Annotated in this window: 18 protein-coding genes; 8 read left to right on the top strand and 10 right to left on the bottom strand. The window is 68.3% G+C overall.

Annotated elements, in window-relative coordinates; genetic code table 11:
• The first annotated feature begins 22 nt into the window (after window positions 1-22).
• From ES689_RS07395 to ES689_RS07385, 3 genes are all read left to right on the top strand, one after another.
• Window positions 23-676: a nuclease-related domain-containing protein gene (locus ES689_RS07395; RefSeq protein ID WP_223269470.1), complete on the top strand. Its 654-nt coding sequence runs from the start codon at window positions 23-25 to the stop codon at window positions 674-676.
• Between the two features lie 207 nt (window positions 677-883).
• The gene (locus ES689_RS07390; protein ID WP_146902388.1) at window positions 884-1,759 is read left to right on the top strand and encodes an aldo/keto reductase; all 876 of its coding nucleotides are present in this window, start codon (window positions 884-886) and stop codon (window positions 1,757-1,759) included.
• 547 nt (window positions 1,760-2,306) lie between these two features.
• Window positions 2,307-3,053: a DUF3800 domain-containing protein gene (locus ES689_RS07385; RefSeq protein WP_191330280.1), complete on the top strand. Its 747-nt coding sequence runs from the start codon at window positions 2,307-2,309 to the stop codon at window positions 3,051-3,053.
• 163 nt (window positions 3,054-3,216) lie between these two features.
• Here ES689_RS07385 and ES689_RS07380 read toward each other — a convergent pair whose 3' ends face one another.
• Both ES689_RS07380 and ES689_RS07375 read right to left on the bottom strand, forming a co-directional pair.
• The gene (locus ES689_RS07380) at window positions 3,217-3,612 is read right to left on the bottom strand and encodes a low molecular weight phosphatase family protein (protein ID WP_137846796.1); all 396 of its coding nucleotides are present in this window, start codon (window positions 3,610-3,612) and stop codon (window positions 3,217-3,219) included.
• On the bottom strand, window positions 3,609-4,019 hold the full coding sequence (locus ES689_RS07375; RefSeq protein WP_137846795.1) for an arsenate reductase ArsC: 411 nt from the start codon (window positions 4,017-4,019) through the stop codon (window positions 3,609-3,611). The genes ES689_RS07380 and ES689_RS07375 overlap by 4 nt, the downstream gene beginning before the upstream one ends.
• A gap of 207 nt (window positions 4,020-4,226) precedes the next feature.
• Here ES689_RS07375 and ES689_RS07370 point away from each other — a divergent pair, with 207 nt between their 5' ends.
• The 5 genes from ES689_RS07370 (at window position 4,227) to ES689_RS07350 (ending at window position 8,749) form a co-directional block, all read left to right on the top strand.
• Window positions 4,227-5,186, top strand: a complete 960-nt coding sequence (locus tag ES689_RS07370; RefSeq protein WP_223269469.1) for a PstS family phosphate ABC transporter substrate-binding protein — start codon at window positions 4,227-4,229, stop codon at window positions 5,184-5,186.
• A gap of 76 nt (window positions 5,187-5,262) precedes the next feature.
• Window positions 5,263-6,213, top strand: a complete 951-nt coding sequence (gene pstC / locus ES689_RS07365; RefSeq protein ID WP_137846794.1) for a phosphate ABC transporter permease subunit PstC — start codon at window positions 5,263-5,265, stop codon at window positions 6,211-6,213.
• Window positions 6,213-7,127, top strand: coding sequence for a phosphate ABC transporter permease PstA (gene pstA, locus ES689_RS07360; RefSeq protein ID WP_146902382.1), 915 nt, complete (start codon window positions 6,213-6,215; stop codon window positions 7,125-7,127). Before pstC ends, pstA begins: the two co-directional genes overlap by 1 nt.
• A 66-nt stretch (window positions 7,128-7,193) precedes the next feature.
• Entirely contained in the window at window positions 7,194-8,021 is an 828-nt protein-coding gene (pstB, locus tag ES689_RS07355) for a phosphate ABC transporter ATP-binding protein PstB (RefSeq protein ID WP_223269511.1), read from the top strand.
• A complete protein-coding gene (locus ES689_RS07350) occupies window positions 8,018-8,749 on the top strand; it encodes a winged helix-turn-helix domain-containing protein (RefSeq protein ID WP_146902379.1) in 732 nt (243 codons plus the stop codon). The genes pstB and ES689_RS07350 overlap by 4 nt, the downstream gene beginning before the upstream one ends.
• On the opposite strand, the gene ES689_RS16000 is transcribed toward ES689_RS07350, so the two are convergent.
• The 8 genes from ES689_RS16000 to ES689_RS07310 form a co-directional block, all read right to left on the bottom strand.
• Window positions 8,739-9,548 (bottom strand): low molecular weight phosphatase family protein, encoded by an 810-nt coding sequence (locus tag ES689_RS16000; RefSeq protein ID WP_370512345.1) that lies wholly within the window; start codon window positions 9,546-9,548, stop codon window positions 8,739-8,741. The genes ES689_RS07350 and ES689_RS16000 overlap by 11 nt on opposite strands.
• A 176-nt stretch (window positions 9,549-9,724) precedes the next feature.
• Window positions 9,725-10,045: a helix-turn-helix transcriptional regulator gene (locus ES689_RS07340; RefSeq protein WP_146902373.1), complete on the bottom strand. Its 321-nt coding sequence runs from the start codon at window positions 10,043-10,045 to the stop codon at window positions 9,725-9,727.
• 155 nt (window positions 10,046-10,200) lie between these two features.
• On the bottom strand, window positions 10,201-11,517 hold the full coding sequence (locus tag ES689_RS07335; protein WP_137846789.1) for an FAD-dependent oxidoreductase: 1,317 nt from the start codon (window positions 11,515-11,517) through the stop codon (window positions 10,201-10,203).
• Window positions 11,514-12,524 (bottom strand): thioredoxin-disulfide reductase, encoded by a 1,011-nt coding sequence (gene trxB, locus ES689_RS07330; protein WP_137846788.1) that lies wholly within the window; start codon window positions 12,522-12,524, stop codon window positions 11,514-11,516. The genes ES689_RS07335 and trxB overlap by 4 nt, the downstream gene beginning before the upstream one ends.
• Entirely contained in the window at window positions 12,521-13,192 is a 672-nt protein-coding gene (locus ES689_RS07325) for an arsenate reductase ArsC (protein WP_137846787.1), read from the bottom strand. Before ES689_RS07325 ends, trxB begins: the two co-directional genes overlap by 4 nt.
• A gap of 74 nt (window positions 13,193-13,266) precedes the next feature.
• Window positions 13,267-14,697: an arsenic transporter gene (locus ES689_RS07320; protein WP_137846786.1), complete on the bottom strand. Its 1,431-nt coding sequence runs from the start codon at window positions 14,695-14,697 to the stop codon at window positions 13,267-13,269.
• A 71-nt stretch (window positions 14,698-14,768) separates the two neighbouring features.
• Window positions 14,769-15,860 (bottom strand): ArsO family NAD(P)H-dependent flavin-containing monooxygenase, encoded by a 1,092-nt coding sequence (locus ES689_RS07315; protein WP_223269468.1) that lies wholly within the window; start codon window positions 15,858-15,860, stop codon window positions 14,769-14,771.
• Window positions 15,857-17,245, bottom strand: a complete 1,389-nt coding sequence (locus ES689_RS07310) for an FAD-dependent oxidoreductase (protein ID WP_137846784.1) — start codon at window positions 17,243-17,245, stop codon at window positions 15,857-15,859. The genes ES689_RS07315 and ES689_RS07310 overlap by 4 nt, the downstream gene beginning before the upstream one ends.
• Window positions 17,246-17,252: the final 7 nt, after the last annotated feature.

Here is a 17,252-nt window from a genome sequence, read left to right as displayed (position 1 = left end):
CCGACCTGGCTTGATGGGGGTCATGGGGACGAACGACATCACCGGCGCAGGCGCCTCCGCTCGGCGCGAGTACGAGCGCCGGCGGGCGCGCGACGAGGCGAGGATCCGCGGGACGTGGGGCGACGGCAGGCTCGGCACGATCGCCGTCGCCCTCGCAGCGGAACGGCAGAGCACCGTCGCGTGGAAGTCCGGTGCTGTCGGAGAAGCCGCCGTCGGCCGCGCCCTCGACGAGATCGCCTCCGAGCACCTCGTGGTGCTCCACGATCGTCGCGTCCGTGGCACGAGAGCCAACATCGACCACCTCGTCGTCACCCGTGCAGGAGCCTGGGTCGTCGACGCCAAGCGCTACCGCGACAAGCGACCGACCCTCCGCGTCGAGGGCGGTGTCGTGCGGCCGCGCGTGGAGAAACTCATCGTCGGCGGCGACCGCACGAAGCTCGTGGACGGCGTGCTCCGTCAGGTGCAGCTCGTGCACGAGCTCATCGACCCGGTGCCCGTCGCCGGCACGCTCTGCTTCGTCGACGCCGACTGGCCGCTGCTCGGCGGTTCGTTCAGCGTCCGCGGTGTCGAGGTCTGCTGGCCGAGGAGGCTCGCGAAGCGGCTCGCTTCGCTCGACGGGCAGGTCGACGTCGCTGCCGTCGCGGCTGCGATCGGCACGGGCTTCCCGCCCGCCTGACCCCGCGGCCGCTGGCTGTCTCACCGTGGCGGCGCCTCCACCGTTGTCGTCACATCGGACGAACAAGTGACAACAGCTCCGTCGTTGTTGTCACTCAGGACGAACAAGTGACAACACCTCTGTCGTTGTTGTCACTCAGCTCGAACAAGTGACAGCACCGACTCAGCTGCTGTACGGACGACGCCGAGCGAGGAGCAGGCTGCGTCCATGACCGACACCACCACGAACCGTCCCGCAGCCGCCTCCGGCACCTTCAGCATCGGTGGGGACCTGCCCACCACCCGCCTCGGCTACGGCACCATGCAGCTCACCGGCCCCGGGGTCTGGGGCGAGCCGAGCGACCGTGACGAAGCCGTCCGCGTCATCCGCCGCGCCGTCGAGCTCGGCGTGACGTTCTTCGACAGCGCCGACGCCTACGGGCCCGCCGTCACCGACGGCCTCCTCCGCGAGGCCCTCCACCCCTACGCCGACGACATCGTCATCGCCACCAAGGTCGGCAACACCCGCCAGGGCCCGGGTCAGTGGACCCCGCTCGGCGTCCCGGCCTACCTCCGTCAGCAGGTCGAGATGAACCTCCGTCACCTCGACGTGGAGCGCATCGACCTCCTGCAGCTGCACCGCATCGACCCGAACGTCCCCCTCGAGGACCAGGTCGGCGAGCTGGGCGCGCTGCGCGACGAGGGCAAGATCCGCCACATCGGCCTCAGCGAGGTCAGCATCGACGAGGTGGAGGCGGCACAGGAGGTCGCCCCGATCGTCTCCGTGCAGAACCTCTTCAACCTCACCGACCGCTCCGCCGAGCCGCTGCTCGACTGGGCGACCGAGAACGGCCTGGCGTTCATCCCCTGGTTCCCGCTCGCCACCGGCGGCCTCACCGGTTCGGACAGCCCGCTCACGAAGCTCGCAGAGCAGCACGAGGCCACCCCGGCGCAGCTGGCCCTCGCCTGGCTCCTCAAGCGCTCGCCCGCGATGCTGCCCATCCCCGGAACGTCGAGCATCGCCCACCTCGAGGACAACCTCGCTGGCGCGACCATCGAGCTCACCGACGCCGAGTTCGACGCACTCACGGACGCGGTGAGCTGACCCAAGACTGCGTCTCGGGCCCTCCCGGAGCACGCGAGACGAGAAAAGCCCCGGAACCCAGTGAGACTGGGTTCGCGGGGCGTTCTCGTTGGCGGGTTGTTTGCACAACCTCGCGACCCCTCTGAACTCGGGCCCGCTCCCGAAGCGGCAGGCTGAGTTTCCCCCGAGCACCTCGCCATTTTCCCCCGGCCAGGGACTACGTCGCTCTGAGGCCTGCTGAACGCGTCGCCCGCGGCCGACCGTGTTGGCGTCGAGTTCGGGCCTGCCCGCGCTGCAGGTCACGCCGTGTGTCAGCGCAACTCCCGCCTCGTGCTTGCTCCTGTTCATGGCCATGCCATGCGCGGCTCGACTGCGGAGACCTGCGCGAAGTCGTGGCGCACCTTGACTGAGACGCCGACACGAGGGACGTCCGCCACGCAAGTGACAACCCTTCAAGTAAAATCGATCTGCTTGGAGCTGCCCCGGGGGTTGGTTCTACGACCGACCGGGGAGATCGATGCCGCACTCATTCACGCCTAGGACAGCGCCGGCGACACCGCGCAAGAAGGTGCTCGCGTTCGTCGACGAGACGGGTGACCGTGGCACCGGACCGAAAGCATCACGGTTCTTCAGCATGGCGGGCGTGGTCGTAGCCGAGGAGGACTACGCAGCCCTGTCAGCGGCCATCATCGGGATCAAAGCCCGCTTCGGCGTCGAGAAGGCCAAGCCCCTCCACTGGAAAGATCACGTCAAGACCTTCGATCGCCGCCAGTTCGTCGCGCGTGAGCTGAGCAACATCCCGGGCCTCATCATCAACTACGTCATCTTCGAGAAGGCCGCCATCCCCCACACGGCCGGCATGCGCTCGGATCAGTCGACGTTCTACAACTACACGGCAGGGTTGATGATGGAGCGGCTGCTACTCACTGCCCAGTACTGGCCCGGCCAGACTCGGGATGTTCGCGTCTCGTTCGGTCATGTCAGAGGTTTCGATCACGACAAGACACTCGACTACTTCCGCATCAAGAAGGAGCAAGGCCAGGGCCCAGCTCGGTGGTCGCTCTTGGAGGGGACCCCGAGGTTCCTGGCGATGTCGACGAACTCCGGGATGCAAGCGGCCGACCAGTACGCCGGCATGCTCAGTGCCGCCATGAACGTGGACCGATTCGGTGGCTACGAGGCGCAGCACTTGCTGTCCGTCAGACCGCAGATCCGTCGATCATCGTCGGGCTCGAGCGCTGGCTACGGCTTCAAGACGATGACACAGCAGGTGACCCTGCAGAGCTACCCCTGGTGGCCCGCCGGAGGCCTGTGAGACAACGAACGGCCAAGGAGCCCGGGGCACCTCAACTGGATGTCCAGAAGGGTTTGACAGCAAACCTGGCGTTGTCCCCGTGGCCTCTTGACCGTTCGTGTGATCCAACTTATCACGCAGCCTGAACATTCCTCGGATGCTGACAGCTGCACGAGAGCAACTCCTAGCGAGTGAGGATCTCCGAGGCGATTCGAGCATCCACAGCGTCACGGAGCGGACGGACCGCATCAGTCGTCCAGTCCTCCGGGTTGGGGAACGACCACTCAAGGACGTCACCCCGCGGCACCGCAGGCAACTCGAGCCCCGGCTTCATCAGCACGACGACGTCGGCCTCCTCGAGGAGTTCCGGCGACACGGCGCGCGGACGACGCGCAGAGATGTCGAGCCCGAGCTCAGCAACGGTCGCGGCGATCGCGGGGTTCACCTCACCAGCCGGCGCGAGGCCCGCTGACGTGGCGACGAAGCGATCGGATGCGGCGATCTCGAGCAGAGCTGCACCGAGCTGAGATCGGCCGGCGTTGTGCTGGCAGATGAACAGCACGACGGTCTTGTCGGTCATGCGGCGGCCGGCGCGATCTCGGCCAGCAGGGCCGTGATCCGCGCCTTGATGTCGTCGCGGATCGGCCGGACGGCGTCGATGCCCTGGCCGGCCGGGTCGGCGAGCTCCCAGTCCTCGTAGCGCTTGCCGGGGAAGATCGGGCACGCGTCGCCGCAACCCATGGTGATGACGACGTCGCTGCCGCGGACAGCCTCGGTCGTGAGGACCTTCGGCTGGTTCCCGGCGATGTCGATGCCCTCTTCGGCCATGGCCTGGATCGCGACCGGGTTGATCTGGTCCTTCGGCTCGCTACCCGCGGACACAACTTCTACTCGGTCTCCAGCCATGGCCTGCAGGTAACCGGCAGCCATCTGGGAGCGGCCAGCGTTGTGCACGCAGACGAACAGGACAGTGGGCTTGTCAGACATGGGGTTGTTCCGTTCTCGGTGTTCGGCCGTCCGAGGCGGGACGGCGGGCATGACCATTCTGCCCGACATCGATAGAGGGCCGTCTATCTTTTCTTTGCGTTCCGACCCAGTTCACCCTACGTTCACATAGACGATCTTCTATCGGTTGTGCGGCGTCCGCCGCACCTCACAGCCCCACGCCCCGCACCGGGGAGAAGAAGGACAATCGTGCGCACACGTTCTCCGAAGATCATCAGCCTCTTGGCCGTAGTCGCATCTGCCGGCCTCCTCCTGACCGGCTGCGGTGGCCAGTCGTCCGAGGGCTCTGAGGACGGGACGTCAGGAACCGTCACCGTCGACGGGTCCTCGACGGTGGCCCCCCTCAGCGAGGCCGCAGCCGACCTCTTCCGCTCCGAGCAGTCCGACGTCAACGTCACCGTCGCCACCTCTGGCACCGGAGGTGGCTTCGCGAAGTTCTGCGCCGGCGAGACCGACCTGCAGGACGCTTCCCGTCCCATCGAGGACGACGAGATCGCTGCGTGCGAGGCAGCGGGCATCGACTACACCGAGATCATCATCGCCAACGACGGCCTCTCGGTCGTGGTGAACCCCGAGAACGACTGGGCCGAGTGCCTCACCACCGAGCAGCTCGCGACGATGTGGGGGCCGGACGCCGAAGGCACCATCACCAACTGGAACCAGATCGACCCGTCCTTCCCCGACCAGGAGCTGTCGCTCTTCGGAGCAGGCACCGACTCGGGCACCTTCGACTACTTCACCGACGCCATCAACGGCGAAGAGGGCGCGATCCGCACGGACTACTCGCCCAGCGAAGACGACAACATCACCGTGCAGGGAGTCTCCGGCGACACCGGTGCCGTCGGGTTCTTCGGCCTCTCCTACGTCGAGCAGAACAGCGACTCCGTCAAGGCCGTCGCAGTCGACAACGGTTCCGGCTGCGTCTCGCCGACCGCCGAGACCGTCCAGGACGGCACCTACGCCCCGCTCGGGCGCGGACTCTACGTCTACGTCGCCAACGCCTCGTACACCGACAAGCCCCAGGTGAAGTCGTTCGTGGACTACTACGTCGAGAACGCCTCCCAGGTCGCGGAGGACGCCCTGTTCATCGGCCTCACCGACGAGCAGCTGACCACCGCACAGGACGAGCTCGCAAGCCTCGCTTCCTGACCATGACGCAGGAGGCGCGCCGGCCCAGGGCGCGCCTCCTGCGCACCGATCCCCACCCGAGGAGCACCCCGCGCACATGACCACCATGACCGAGCCCGCCCGCTCCGGCGCACCGGCACGAGCAGGCACATCGCACTTCACCGGTCGCGCCCGGCCCGTGGAGGCAGTCATCCGCGTCGTTCTGCGCATCGCCGCGTCGGTGACTGTCATCACTGCCCTCGGCATCCTCATCGCCCTCGTCGTCCCTGCGTGGGGGTTCTTCCGCGAGGTCCCCGTGCTCGAGTTCCTCTTCGGGACCCGCTGGGCACCTCGCTTCGCTGACGCCTCCTTCGGCGTGCTCCCCCTGGTCACCGCGACTCTGTGGACGACGGTCATCGCCCTCGTCGTCGCCGTCCCGCTCGGCCTGGGCGCAGCCGTGTACCTCGCCGAGTACGCCCGACCCCGAGTACGCCGCGTCCTCAAGCCGATCCTCGAGATCTTGGCGGGCATCCCCACCGTCGTCTACGGCCTCTTCGCCCTCCAGTTCGTCCAGACGGTCGTGCTCCGCGACGTCCTCGCGCTCCAGACCGGGGCCTTCAGCGTCCTCGCCGCAGGGCTCGTGATGGGCGTGATGATCGTCCCCACCATCGCGTCCATCTCCGAGGACTCCCTGTCGGCGGTGCCGCTCGCGCTTCGCCAGGGGTCAGCAGCTCTCGGCGCCAACCGCATGCAGACGACTCTCCGCGTCGTCTTCCCCGCCGCGACGTCAGGCATCGTGGCCGCCGTCGTCCTCGGCATCAGTCGCGCCGTCGGAGAGACCATGATCGTCGCCATCGCCGCCGGCAACCAGGCGCGTCTCGTCGGCGGCCCCCTCGAGCAGGGTCAGACGATGACCGGCTTCATCGCCAACGCAGCCCTCGGAGACTCCCGGGTCGGCTCCCTCGAGTACGACACGCTCTTCGCCGTCGGACTGCTCCTGTTCGCCGTCACCTTGCTGGTCAACGCGATCAGCATCCGAATCGTCCGCCGCTTCCGGGAGATCTACTGATGAAGACCCTGTCCGAGAGCGTCGCTCCCTCGACCCGGCCGGCGCCCCTGGCGTCATCGTCACGCAACGGCGAGCGGGGACTTCGCCCCATGATCTTCCTGGTCGCGTTGTGGCTGTGCCTCGCGGTCGCGGTGGTGTTCCTCATCACCCTGGTGGCCACGGTCGCCATCCAAGGCGCCCCGCGCCTCACTGCAACACTGCTGACGGAGTACCCGTCATCATCTCCGGAACGAGCAGGAGCCCGGCCCGCGATCCTCGGGTCCATCTGGGTCATCGCCACCACCGCCGTGTTCACAATTCCCCTCGGCGTCGCCGCCGCGGTGCACCTCGAGGAGTTCGCGGACCGCTCGAACTGGTTCAACAGACTCGTCGAGGTCAACGTGCAGAACCTCGCCTCGGTGCCCTCCATCGTCTACGGCCTCCTGGCGCTCAGCTTCCTCAGCCTCCTCGGCGTCCAGGACAAGAACATCGTCATCGGTGGCGCCCTGGCCCTGAGCCTGCTGATCCTGCCCGTCATCATCATCTCCACCCGGGAAGCTCTCAGAGCTGTCCCGCAAGAGATCCGCCAGGGTTCCCTCGCCCTTGGTGCCAGCCAGTGGCAGACGACCTGGCGTCAGGTACTGCCCTCCGCCGTTCCCGGCATCGCCACCGGATCGATCCTCGCCCTCTCACGCGCTCTCGGCGAGGCAGCCCCACTGCTGCTGCTCGGTGCCCTCGTGTTCGTCAGCTTCGACCCCAACGGCCTCCTCAGCGGGTTCACGACCCTCCCCATCCAGATCTTCAACTGGACCGGCAGGCCCCAGGCCGAGTTCCACGACCTGGCAGCTGCGACATCGATCGTGCTGCTCGTACTGCTGGTGACCATGAACGCCCTCGCGATCTTCATCCGCAACCGCTTCCAGAGCCGCTGGTAGCCCGACGAAATGGCCCAGACCACGATGAACCCGTCCTCCTCCTCGCAGCGCCGCACGGCCGCACCGATGGAACTGCACGCCACGCACTCCCCCTCGACGGTCCCCGACGTGCCCGACACCCTCATCCGACTCGACGACGTCAGCGTCTTCTACGGCGACTTCCGCGCCGTCACCGACGTCTCCCTCGACTTCGGCAAGAACGAGATCACAGCACTCATCGGCCCCTCAGGCTGCGGCAAGTCGACCCTGCTGCGCTCGATCAACCGCATGAACGACCTCGTCGACGGCGCCCGCGTCTCCGGCGCGGTCACCTTCGACGGCGAGGACATCTACAGCCGCGGCGTCGACCCGATCGAGGTCCGCCGGCGCATCGGCATGGTGTTCCAGAAACCGAACCCGTTCCCCAAGTCCATCTACGACAACATCGCCTACGGTCCGAGAGTCACGGGCATGAAGGTCGCGTCGATGGACGACCTCGTCGAGGAGGCCCTGACCAAAGCGGCGCTCTGGGACGAGGTCAAGGACAAGCTGAAGCAGTCCGCAAACGGGCTCTCCGGCGGGCAGCAGCAGAGGCTCTGCATCGCACGCACCATTGCGGTCCGCCCCGACGTGATCCTGATGGACGAACCCTGCTCGGCCCTCGACCCGATCGCGACAGTCCGCATCGAGGACCTCATGCAGGACCTCAAGAACGACTACACGATCGTGATCGTGACCCACAACATGCAGCAAGCGGCCCGTGTCGCTGACAGGACGGCGTTCTTCACCGCGCAGGCAGCCGAGGGGTCGGGTGACCGGACCGGGGTGCTCGTGGAGTACGGCAAGACCGCTCAGATCTTCGGAGACCCGAGAGACGACCGGACCGAGGGCTACATCTCCGGCAGGTTCGGGTGACCACCGACTGGCGCCACCGCATGGCTCCTCCCCTGGCGCCGGCGACGTCCGCCCGGACAGTCGTCGTCATCGACTCCGCATCAGGCCCGGTCCTCTCGGGCACACCCGAGGAACACCGCACCAGCGGAGTCGACGCGATCAGCTGCATCGATCCGCTCGACGCGCTCCTCGTCGCCAGCCGCTCCCCCGGAGCGGTGATCCTCGCACCCGTCGATCTGCACGGCATGACCCTGGCACGTCTCGTCGAACTCGCCTCCGCGCTGACGTCTGCGCCGGTCATCGTCGGGCTGCCCACCGCCTCCCCGGACACCGGGGAAGCCGTCAGCCCTCTCGACCTCGGCGCCCGCTCGATCATGGCCCTCCCCGCAGCACCACAGCCCCTCGCTCGAGCTGTCTCGTCGATGCCGTGGAAGGTCGACGCCACCCTCGGATCGGTGTGCTGCGGTGCCCTCTGCATCGACGCCGCAGCCCACGTCGCTGCCGTCGGGGACACCCCCGTCGCGCTGAGCCCGAAAGAGTTCGCGATCCTGCACCACCTGGTCGCGCAATCCCCGCGCGTCGTGCCCCTCGAGGAGTTGCTGTCCGTCTTCGAGTCCGGCGAGCAGCAGTACGCCAGCCGGATGCGGGTCATGGTCGGGAAGGTGCGCCACAAGCTTGACGCGGTGTCCGGTGCCGCTCACGCCACCGTCGAGACCGTCCGAGGGGTCGGCTACCGAGTCAGCGGCTGAGCACGCCCAGCTCCTCGACGAGAGCGGTGACGCGGCCGGCGATGTCGTCCCGCACGGCACGCACGCCCTCGACACCGAGACCCACCGGGTCCTCGACCGGCCAGTCCAGGTACCGCCTTCCCGGGTAGATGGGGCACGCATCACCGCAGCCCATCGTGATCACGACGTCGGCCGCCTGGACGACCTCGTCCGTCAGGGGCTTCGGGAACTCCGCCGCAACGGGGACCCCGATCTCATCGAGGGCATCGACGACGTCCGGGTCGATGGACGAGGCGGGACTCGACCCGGCCGTCCGTACATGTACCGCGCCCCCTGCGAGCGATCGGAGCAACGCCGCGGCCATCTGTGACCGGCCGGCGTTCTGCACGCAGACGAACAGCACCTCCGGCGTGCCCCGCAGCACCAGACCGGTCGTCGTGGCCAGAGCCTCGAGGCGTTGCTGAGCGAAGCGAGACGTGAGGGAAGGCAGGTGCCGGGTGATGTGTGCCTGCTCGGCGAGCAGGGCGTAGCTCTCGGCGACGTACGCGGCGACGGTCTCACGGGAGAACGACCCGTCGTGACGGTACGCGAGCTGGTCGACGACCCGGAGGATCGCCGCAGGGAGGACCGCGGGCGACGTCTCCTCCCGAGGCTCATGGTCCGACCGGGCCCGGACCGGCTCGTTCCTCGGCCCGGTGTCGACGAGGAGGCGACCGAACCGCACGATCGCCTCAGGGGTGAGTCTCCACCGCGGCCCGGCAGTCGACGGGACCGGTTCGATCAGGCCGCTGCGGGAGAGGACGTCGAGGTGTTCGTGCACGATGTCGATGTCAAGGCCCGACGTGGCGGCGAGATCATCGAGGGGCTGGGTCGCATCGACGGCGAGCTCGCTGAGCAGCCGTAGCCGGTCAGGGTCGGTGAGGACAGCGATCTGCTGTGTCCTCGATCGAGCGTGGGCATCATCCAGAGGAACACCCACAGCGCGAGGTGCGGTCGTCAGCGCAGCAGGTCGACGATCGCCGTCTTGCGGGCTTCGGTCACCGAGTACCACGCGTGCCGTCCCCTCTGGTCCTTCACGAGCAGTTCGTCGTCGAGCATGATCTTCAGGTGATGACTGACCGTCGGTTGGGTCAGGCCCAGCTGGGCCGCCATGTCCCCGACCGACGCTTCGCCTGCCGTGCTGCCGACGATCATGCTGAGCAGCTGCAGCCGAGTCGGGTCCGCGACGGCACGCAAGGTCTTGGCGAGCGTCTCGGCGTCGGCGCGAGCCAGCGACACGCGCTGTGCGTCGGGGTGCGCCTCGGCGTCGGCAGTCATGGACCTGATCGTATCGGGACGTGGCGGTCGGGGTCGTGGCCGGTCAGTGTCCGGTCACGACCCCGGCTGCGGGCGAAGGAAGCGCCCACAGCGGTGGGCGTTGCTGCCCGGCCCCGGGATGGCCCTGGGAGGTACCACCCGGAGCAGTTCTCGGTTCAGCTGCAGCAGCTGCCGCCGGTTCCGAGGTCGCTCGTGGAGCACACGCCGGTGGCGGGCAGGACGAGCTCGATGCGGCGGGCCGCTTCGTGGTCGCCGGCAAGTTCTGCGGCGATGGAGCGGACCTGTTCGTAGCCGGTGCGGAGCAGGAACGTCGGCGCCCGCCCGTAGCTCTTCATCCCGGCGACGTAGAACGCAGGCTCCGGGTGGGTCAGCTCGGCGATGCCGTGCGGCTCGACAGTGCCGCAGCTGTGCACATTCGGGTCGATCAGCGGGGCGAGCAGGCGGGGCGCCTCGACGATCTCGTCCAGGGAGAGGCGGATCTCTCGAAGGGGATCGAGGTCGGGCCGGAACCCGGTCGCCTGCACGACGATGTCCGCGTCGACGATGCTGGGCGTGCCTGCTCGCCGTCCGGAGACGCGCACACCGGCACCGCCCGGGGCGAGAGCGACATCGTCGATCTCGAAGGTGTCGATGAGCGCGATCGTGCCCTGGCGAACGAGGTCGTGGACGCCGGAGCCGAGCTCGGCGCGTCCTTCGAGTTCGTCGGCGTCGGAGCCGAAGACCCGGACGGGGCTGTCGGAGCGGATCGCCCAGCTAATCGTCGTCCCGGGCTCGTCACGAGCGAGGTCCGCCAGGCGCAGGAGGGTGTTCGCAGCCGAGTGGCCCGCACCGACGACGAGGGTGTGCCTGCCAGCGAATCGTTCGCGCTCTGCGCCGAGGACGTCGGGCAACGCGTGGCTGAGGAACGGCGCGACAGCGTCGGCGTCACGAGGCTTCAGGCCGCTGGCGATGAGTCCGTTGGGCGAGTCGTACGTGCCGGACGTGTCGATGACGGCGCGGGCGAGGAGTTCGTCCCCCGTCGAGAGGCGCAGCACGAAGGGAGTCGCGGCACGGCCGGTGGAGCGGGTGCGGTCCATGCCCTGGCGGCTCACGGCTTCCACGCGGTGGCCGTACCGGATCAGAGCAGACAGCTCGGGGGTGGCGGCGAGGGGTGCAAGGTACTGCTCGACGAGGTCGTGGCCCGTGGGGAGGATGTCAGCGTCAGGGGCGGCCCATCCGGTCTTCGTCAGGAGGCGCTCCGCTGCGGGGTCGGTGATCCACTCCCACGGGGAGAACAGTCGTGTGTGTCCCCAGGCGCGCACGGAGGTCGCGGCGCTGGCACCGGCTTCGAGGACGACGACGTCGAGGCCCCGTTCGAGGAGCTCGGCGGCAGCGGCCAGGCCCACGGGACCGGCGCCGATGACGGCGACGGGGAGTCCGTCGAGGCGTGCCTCGTTGCGGCGCGGGGGGACGGTCAAGGTGGCGATGCTCATGCGTGCGCTCCTTCCAGTGCGGTGGCGGCCTCGGCGTCGAGGGCCGCCGTCTCGGCCTGCGCGTAGGTCGCGAGGCCGTGTGAGGCGAGGTAGTGCTCGGCGTCTTCGGCGGCGGAGCAGCCACGGCCCGCGGCAGTGATGGCCTGCCGGTACCGGTCGTCGACGAGGTCGCCGGCGGCGAAGACACCGGCGACGCCGGTGTGAGTGGTGGGGTGCTCGACGAGGACGTAGCCGTTCGGGTCGACCCCGACCTGGCCCGTCACGAGCTGGCTTCGGGGATCGTGTCCGATAGCGATGAAGAGACCCTGCGCTTCGAGGGTGGACGTCTCACCGGTGCGGGTGTCGCGGAGCGTGACTCCGGTCATCGTCGTGTCGCCGAGCACTTCGGCGATGTCGCTGCTCCAGCGCACGGTGATTTTCCCGTTGGCCAGGGCGCGGTCTTGCATGATCTTCGATGCCCGGAGGGCGTCGCGTCGGTGGACGAGGGTGACGGAGGAGGCGAAGCGCGTCAGGAACATGGCCTCCTCGAGGGCGCTGTCACCTCCGCCGACCACGACCACGTCCTTGCCTCGGAAGAAGAAGCCGTCGCAGGTCGCGCACCAGCTGACGCCGTGCCCGGTGAGGCGCTGTTCCCCGTCGACGTCGAGCTGGCGGTAGGCGGAACCCATCGCGAGCACGACAGCGTGGGCCCGGTATGTCGTTCCGGAGCCGGTCTCGATGGTCTTGACGTCGGTGGTGAGCTCGAGGGCCGTGGCGTCGTCGTAGACGATTCGTGCCCCGAAGCGCTCCGCCTGGGCCCGCATGTTCTCCATGAGGTCGGGGCCCATGATCCCGTCGGGGAAGCCGGGGAAGTTCTCGACCTCGGTGGTGTTCACCAGGGCGCCTCCTGCCTCGACGGAGCTGGTCAGCACGACAGGCGACAGTCCCGCACGGGCGAGGTAGATGGCCGCTGTGTACCCGGCCGGCCCTGAACCGACGACGACGACGTTTTCGACTGCGGTGGTCATGAGTTGATGTCCTTCGTGGTGACGCCGAGGTCGGACAGGAGCGCCTCGACCCGGTTGCGGATGTCGTCGCGGACCTGTCGGACGCCTTCGAGCGGGAGGTCTGCGGGGTCGGCCAGGGACCAGTCCTGGTAGCGCTTGCCGGGGTAGACGGGGCATGCGTCGCCGCAGCCCATCGTGACGACGACGTCGGCGGCCTGCACGACGTCATCGGTGAGGGGCTTCGGGAACGCGCCGGAGAGGTCGAGGCCAGTTTCTGCCATCGCTTCGAAAACGATCGGGTGGAGCTCCTTCGACGGAGCAGAACCTGCGGAGCGGACGGTCACGGCGCCGTCCGAGAGCATCTCGGCGAAGACGGCGGCCATCTGGGACCGGCCGGCGTTCTGCTCACAGACGAACAGCACGGAGGGGCGGGTCGCCGGGAGGGCGCCCTTCGCCTCGGCGAGGGCCGTCAACCGGGAGGTGGCGAAGCGGACTGCGTTCTGCGTCAGGTGCGCCTTAACGGTCGCTGTCCGCAGGAGCGCCGTGTACGACTCGAGGACGTACCGTTCGACCGTCTCGGCCGCGAAGATGCCGTCAAATCGGGTCGTGAGGACCCGAGCATCTCGACGCAGGGACTCTTCCGGGTAAGCCAGACCTGGCATCCCGGCGGTGGACGGGGTCGCAGTCATGTGTCTCCTCTATCGATGCTTGTCGATGTCTTGATGGTGGCAGGCGTATCGACGCCTGTCAATGTCCCTGGCGGTCAGCCGATGACCATGAGCCAGCCGGCCAGCGCCACCAGCGTGATGAGGAGGACGGGGATCGTCAGGACGATGCCGGTGCGGAAGTACTGGCCCCAACCGATGTGGATGCCCTTGCGGTCGAGGACGTGCAGCCAGAGCAAGGTCGCGAGGGAGCCGATGGGGGTGATCTTCGGGCCGAGGTCAGAGCCGATGACGTTGGCGTAGATCATGGCCTCCTGGGTGAGGCCGGTCGCTCCGGCGGAGCCGATCGCGAGGGCGGCGATGAGCACCGTGGGCATGTTGTTCATCAGGGATGCGAGGACCGCAACGATGACTCCGACGCCGAGGGCCGTGACGAGGACTCCGTTGTCGCTGATGCCGGAGAAGACGCCGGCGAGCTGGTCTGTGAGCCCCTGGTTTCGCAGGCCGTAGACGACGAGGTACATGCCGATCGAGAACAATACGATCTGCCAGGGGGCTTCCTTGAGGATCTTCGGCACGGAGATGCGCTGCGGACGCGCATCTCCCGCGGAGCTGGTGTCACGGGGCGAGCCTTCGTCGCCAGCTGCCGCGACGTCCATCCCGCTACCGCCGACGCGAGCACCGACCGGCACGGCGACTTCGCGCGTGGAGCGGAACAGGAACGCGGGCTGTCGTGAGGCGACGAGCATGAGCACGACCGCGCCGAGCCCTGCCACGGCGGAGAGGGGGATGTGGAGGGGCTCGGCTGCGAAGTAGCCGACGAGGAGGACTGCGAGGACGATCCAACCGGTCTTGAACGTGACTCGGTCGCGCACGGCCGAGCGCGGTGCGGCGAGGACGGAGACGTCGTAGCGGCGCGGGATGGCTTTGCGGAAGAACAGCAGCAGGACGCCGAGGCTCGCGGCGACGGAGACGATGCCGACCGGCACCATGACGGCGGCGTACCGCGCGAAGCCGATGTCGAAGAAGTCGGCCGTGACGATGTTGACGAGGTTCGACACCACCAAGGGAAGGCTCCCCGCGTCAGCGATGAACCCGCAGGCGATGACGAACGCCAGTGAGGCCTTGGCGGGGAACTTCAAGGCCAGCAGCATCTGGATGACGATCGGCGTCAGGATGAGGGCGGCTCCGTCGTTGGCGAAGACCGCAGCGATGACGGCGCCGAGCAAGACGATCAGGGTGAAGAGCAGACGTCCGTTGCCTCGGCCCCATCGGGCTACGTGGAGCGCTGCCCATTCGAAGAAGCCGGACTCGTCGAGGATCAGGGAGATGATCACGATCGCCACGAAGGCGAAGGTGGCGTTCCAGACGATGCTCCACACCGTCGGGATGTCCGAGATGCTGACGACGGTGGTCACGAGCGCGAGGACCGCGCCGCCGAGGGCGGACCAGCCGATGCCGAGCCCCTTCGGTTGCCAGATCACCAAGGTGAGTGTGGCGAGGAAGATCAAGATGGCGACCACGGTCATGGCAGGGGGGGCTCCTCGGGCAGGCGGGGTGCGGGAAGACGCATCAGATAGATCAGCGTCAATGATCGACGCTACATTGATGCGTGTCGATGTAGCAATTCGTCGATGCGACGAGCAGTCGCCCGTGCTGGTGCACCGACTCCGACAAGGGTCGCCGATGCTGTGCCGCACCAGTCCCCGTAGCCGAGGAAGAACAGTCCCGGGACGTCGGCCGACTCGGTGGGCAGCTCGTCGGTCGTCGCTGGGGCTTCTGCTTCGTGGCCTGCTGTCAGGCCGAGGACGGGTCGGAGGTCCGGGTGGAAGCCGGTGCACCAGATGACGGCATCGAAGTGCTCGGCGTCTCCGCCAGACCAGATGACGCCGTCTTCCGTGAACTGCTCGAAGAGGCGTCGGGCCTTGAGTAGTCCTGCGGCGCGGGTGGCGTGCACCGGTGGGGTGACGACGATGTCTCCGAGAGCTCCGACTCCGCGGCCGGCGCCGGCGACGTGCTGGGTGGCGAGCTGGAAGAGCGCCCGACCGTCGACGTCGTCGGGCAGGTACCGAGGCGGCTCTCTGGTCACCCAGGTCGTGTCAGTCGTGGGGGCGAGATCGGCCGCGATCTGGGCTGCGCTGTTGCCGGCTCCGACGACCAGGACCTTCTGCCCGACGAGATCATCCGGGTTGCGGTAGCCGGACGCGTGCAGCTGACGCCCTGCAAACGCCTCGATCCCAGGCAGCACGGGCACGAAGGGGCGCCCCCACGTCCCGCCCGCCATCACGACGATGCGAGACGTCAGCTGGCGGAGGTCAGTGGTGACGAGGAACCCCTCTCCGCTCCGCGCGACGGTCAGCACGTGCTCAGGTCGGTGGACGGGCAGGTCGTAGCGTGCCTCGTAGGCAGCCAGGTATGCGGCGACGTGTGAAGCGGAGGGGGTTCCCTGGTCCGTCGAGGGCGGCATGGGCCATCCGGGCAAGGAGCTCATCGAGGCTGGTGAGAACAGGCGGAGGCTGTCCCAGCCGTCGGGCCATGCGCCTCCTGGCTCGTCCCGCTCATCGAGCAGGGCGAACGTCGGGGCGCTCTGGCGCCGACCCCGATCGACGTCGCCTCGCAGGCGCGCGAGGAAGTGGCCGAGCGCGAGGCCGGACTGCCCTGCCCCGACGATCACCACGTCGGGGTCGGTCACGCGCGCTCTCGTCGCTCTCGCTCCCATGCCTGGGCAGCGACCTGGACGGCGTCCCACGGCGATCCGAGCGGTGGCGTGTAGCTGAGGTCGAGGTCGCTGACCTCGTCGAGGGTGGAACCGGCGTGCAGCGCGGCGGCGAAGACGTCGATGCGTTTCGCGACTTCTGCGCTCCGGTGCCCGACGATCTGGGCTCCGAGCAGACGTCCGGTCGCGGTGTCGCCCGTGACGCCGATGCTGAGCGGCACCGCACCGGGGTAGTAGGCCTTGTGGTCGTCAGCGATGGTGATGCTCGACAGGGGCGTGGTGCCGGGCAGGTCGGCGGCGTCGCGGTCGCGAAGGCCTGTCCGGGCGGCGACGAGGTCGAAGACCTTGACGACTTGCGTACCGACGGAGCCGGCGTAGCGGCGGTCACCTCCGAGCATGTTCTCGCCGGCGACTCGGCCCTGTTTGTGGGCGGTCGTACCAAGGGGCAGCCACGTGAGACCCAGGAGACGATGGTGCGTGACGACGCAGTCGCCCGCAGCCCAGACATGCGGCACGCCGGTGCGCATCCGGTCATCGACCGCGACCGCACCGTGGCTGCCGAGCTCGGCCCCCGCGCTCACCGCCAGCTCGGTGCTCGGTGCGACGCCGAGGCACACGATGACGAGCGAGAAGGGCGCGTCCAGGAGGTTCGTGGATGAGTCAGGGCCGGACGCGTGGACGAGCCAGGTGCCTCCTCGGTCGGGCGTGAGGCTGGTGACGGTCGTTCCCGTTGCGACCGCCACCCCGTGGGCGCGGGCCTCACCAGTGATGAGGGCGCCGAGCTCGGGGTCGAGGGTGCTGAGCACCTCGGGTCCACGCTGGACGAGTGTGACGTCGAGGCCTCGGGCGATGAGTGCCTCGCACATCTCCAGGCCGATGTACCCGGCCCCGATGACGGCGACCCGTGCCCCAGCAGCCAGTGCTGCAACAGCCTCGTGGACGGCTTCGGCGTCGGCCATCGTGTGGAGGGGCAAGACGCCGGGCTCGCCGACTGGGATGCCGTCGGGCCGGACCGGATGCGCCCCTGTTCCGATGAGCACCTCGTCGTAGCTGACGTGACTGCTTGCGCCAGATGCCGCGTGAACGGTCTCCACCCGGCGTCCGTCGACGTCGATGGCAACGGCTCGAGTGTCGGTAAGGAGTCGGATCCCCGCGGCCTCGAGATCACTCCCGGTGCGATGGGCCAGGTCGCTCTCGGCAGCGACGTCTCCGGAGATCCAGTAGGGGATGCCGCAGATGGAGTAGTTCGGGTAGGAGTCGGCGAGCATGACCGTCACATCGGCCGAGGGGTCCAGTTCGCGGGCGCGGAGCGCTGCGGCGATGCCGGCGTCGCTCCCGCCGATCGCGAGGAGATGAGTCATGTCGCCA

The organism is Frigoribacterium sp. ACAM 257 (assembly GCF_007954365.1).
GTDB lineage: Bacteria > Actinomycetota > Actinomycetes > Actinomycetales > Microbacteriaceae > Frigoribacterium.
The sequence above is the reverse complement of the archived record's forward strand: the minus strand, read 5'-3'. Positions and strand labels throughout refer to the sequence as shown.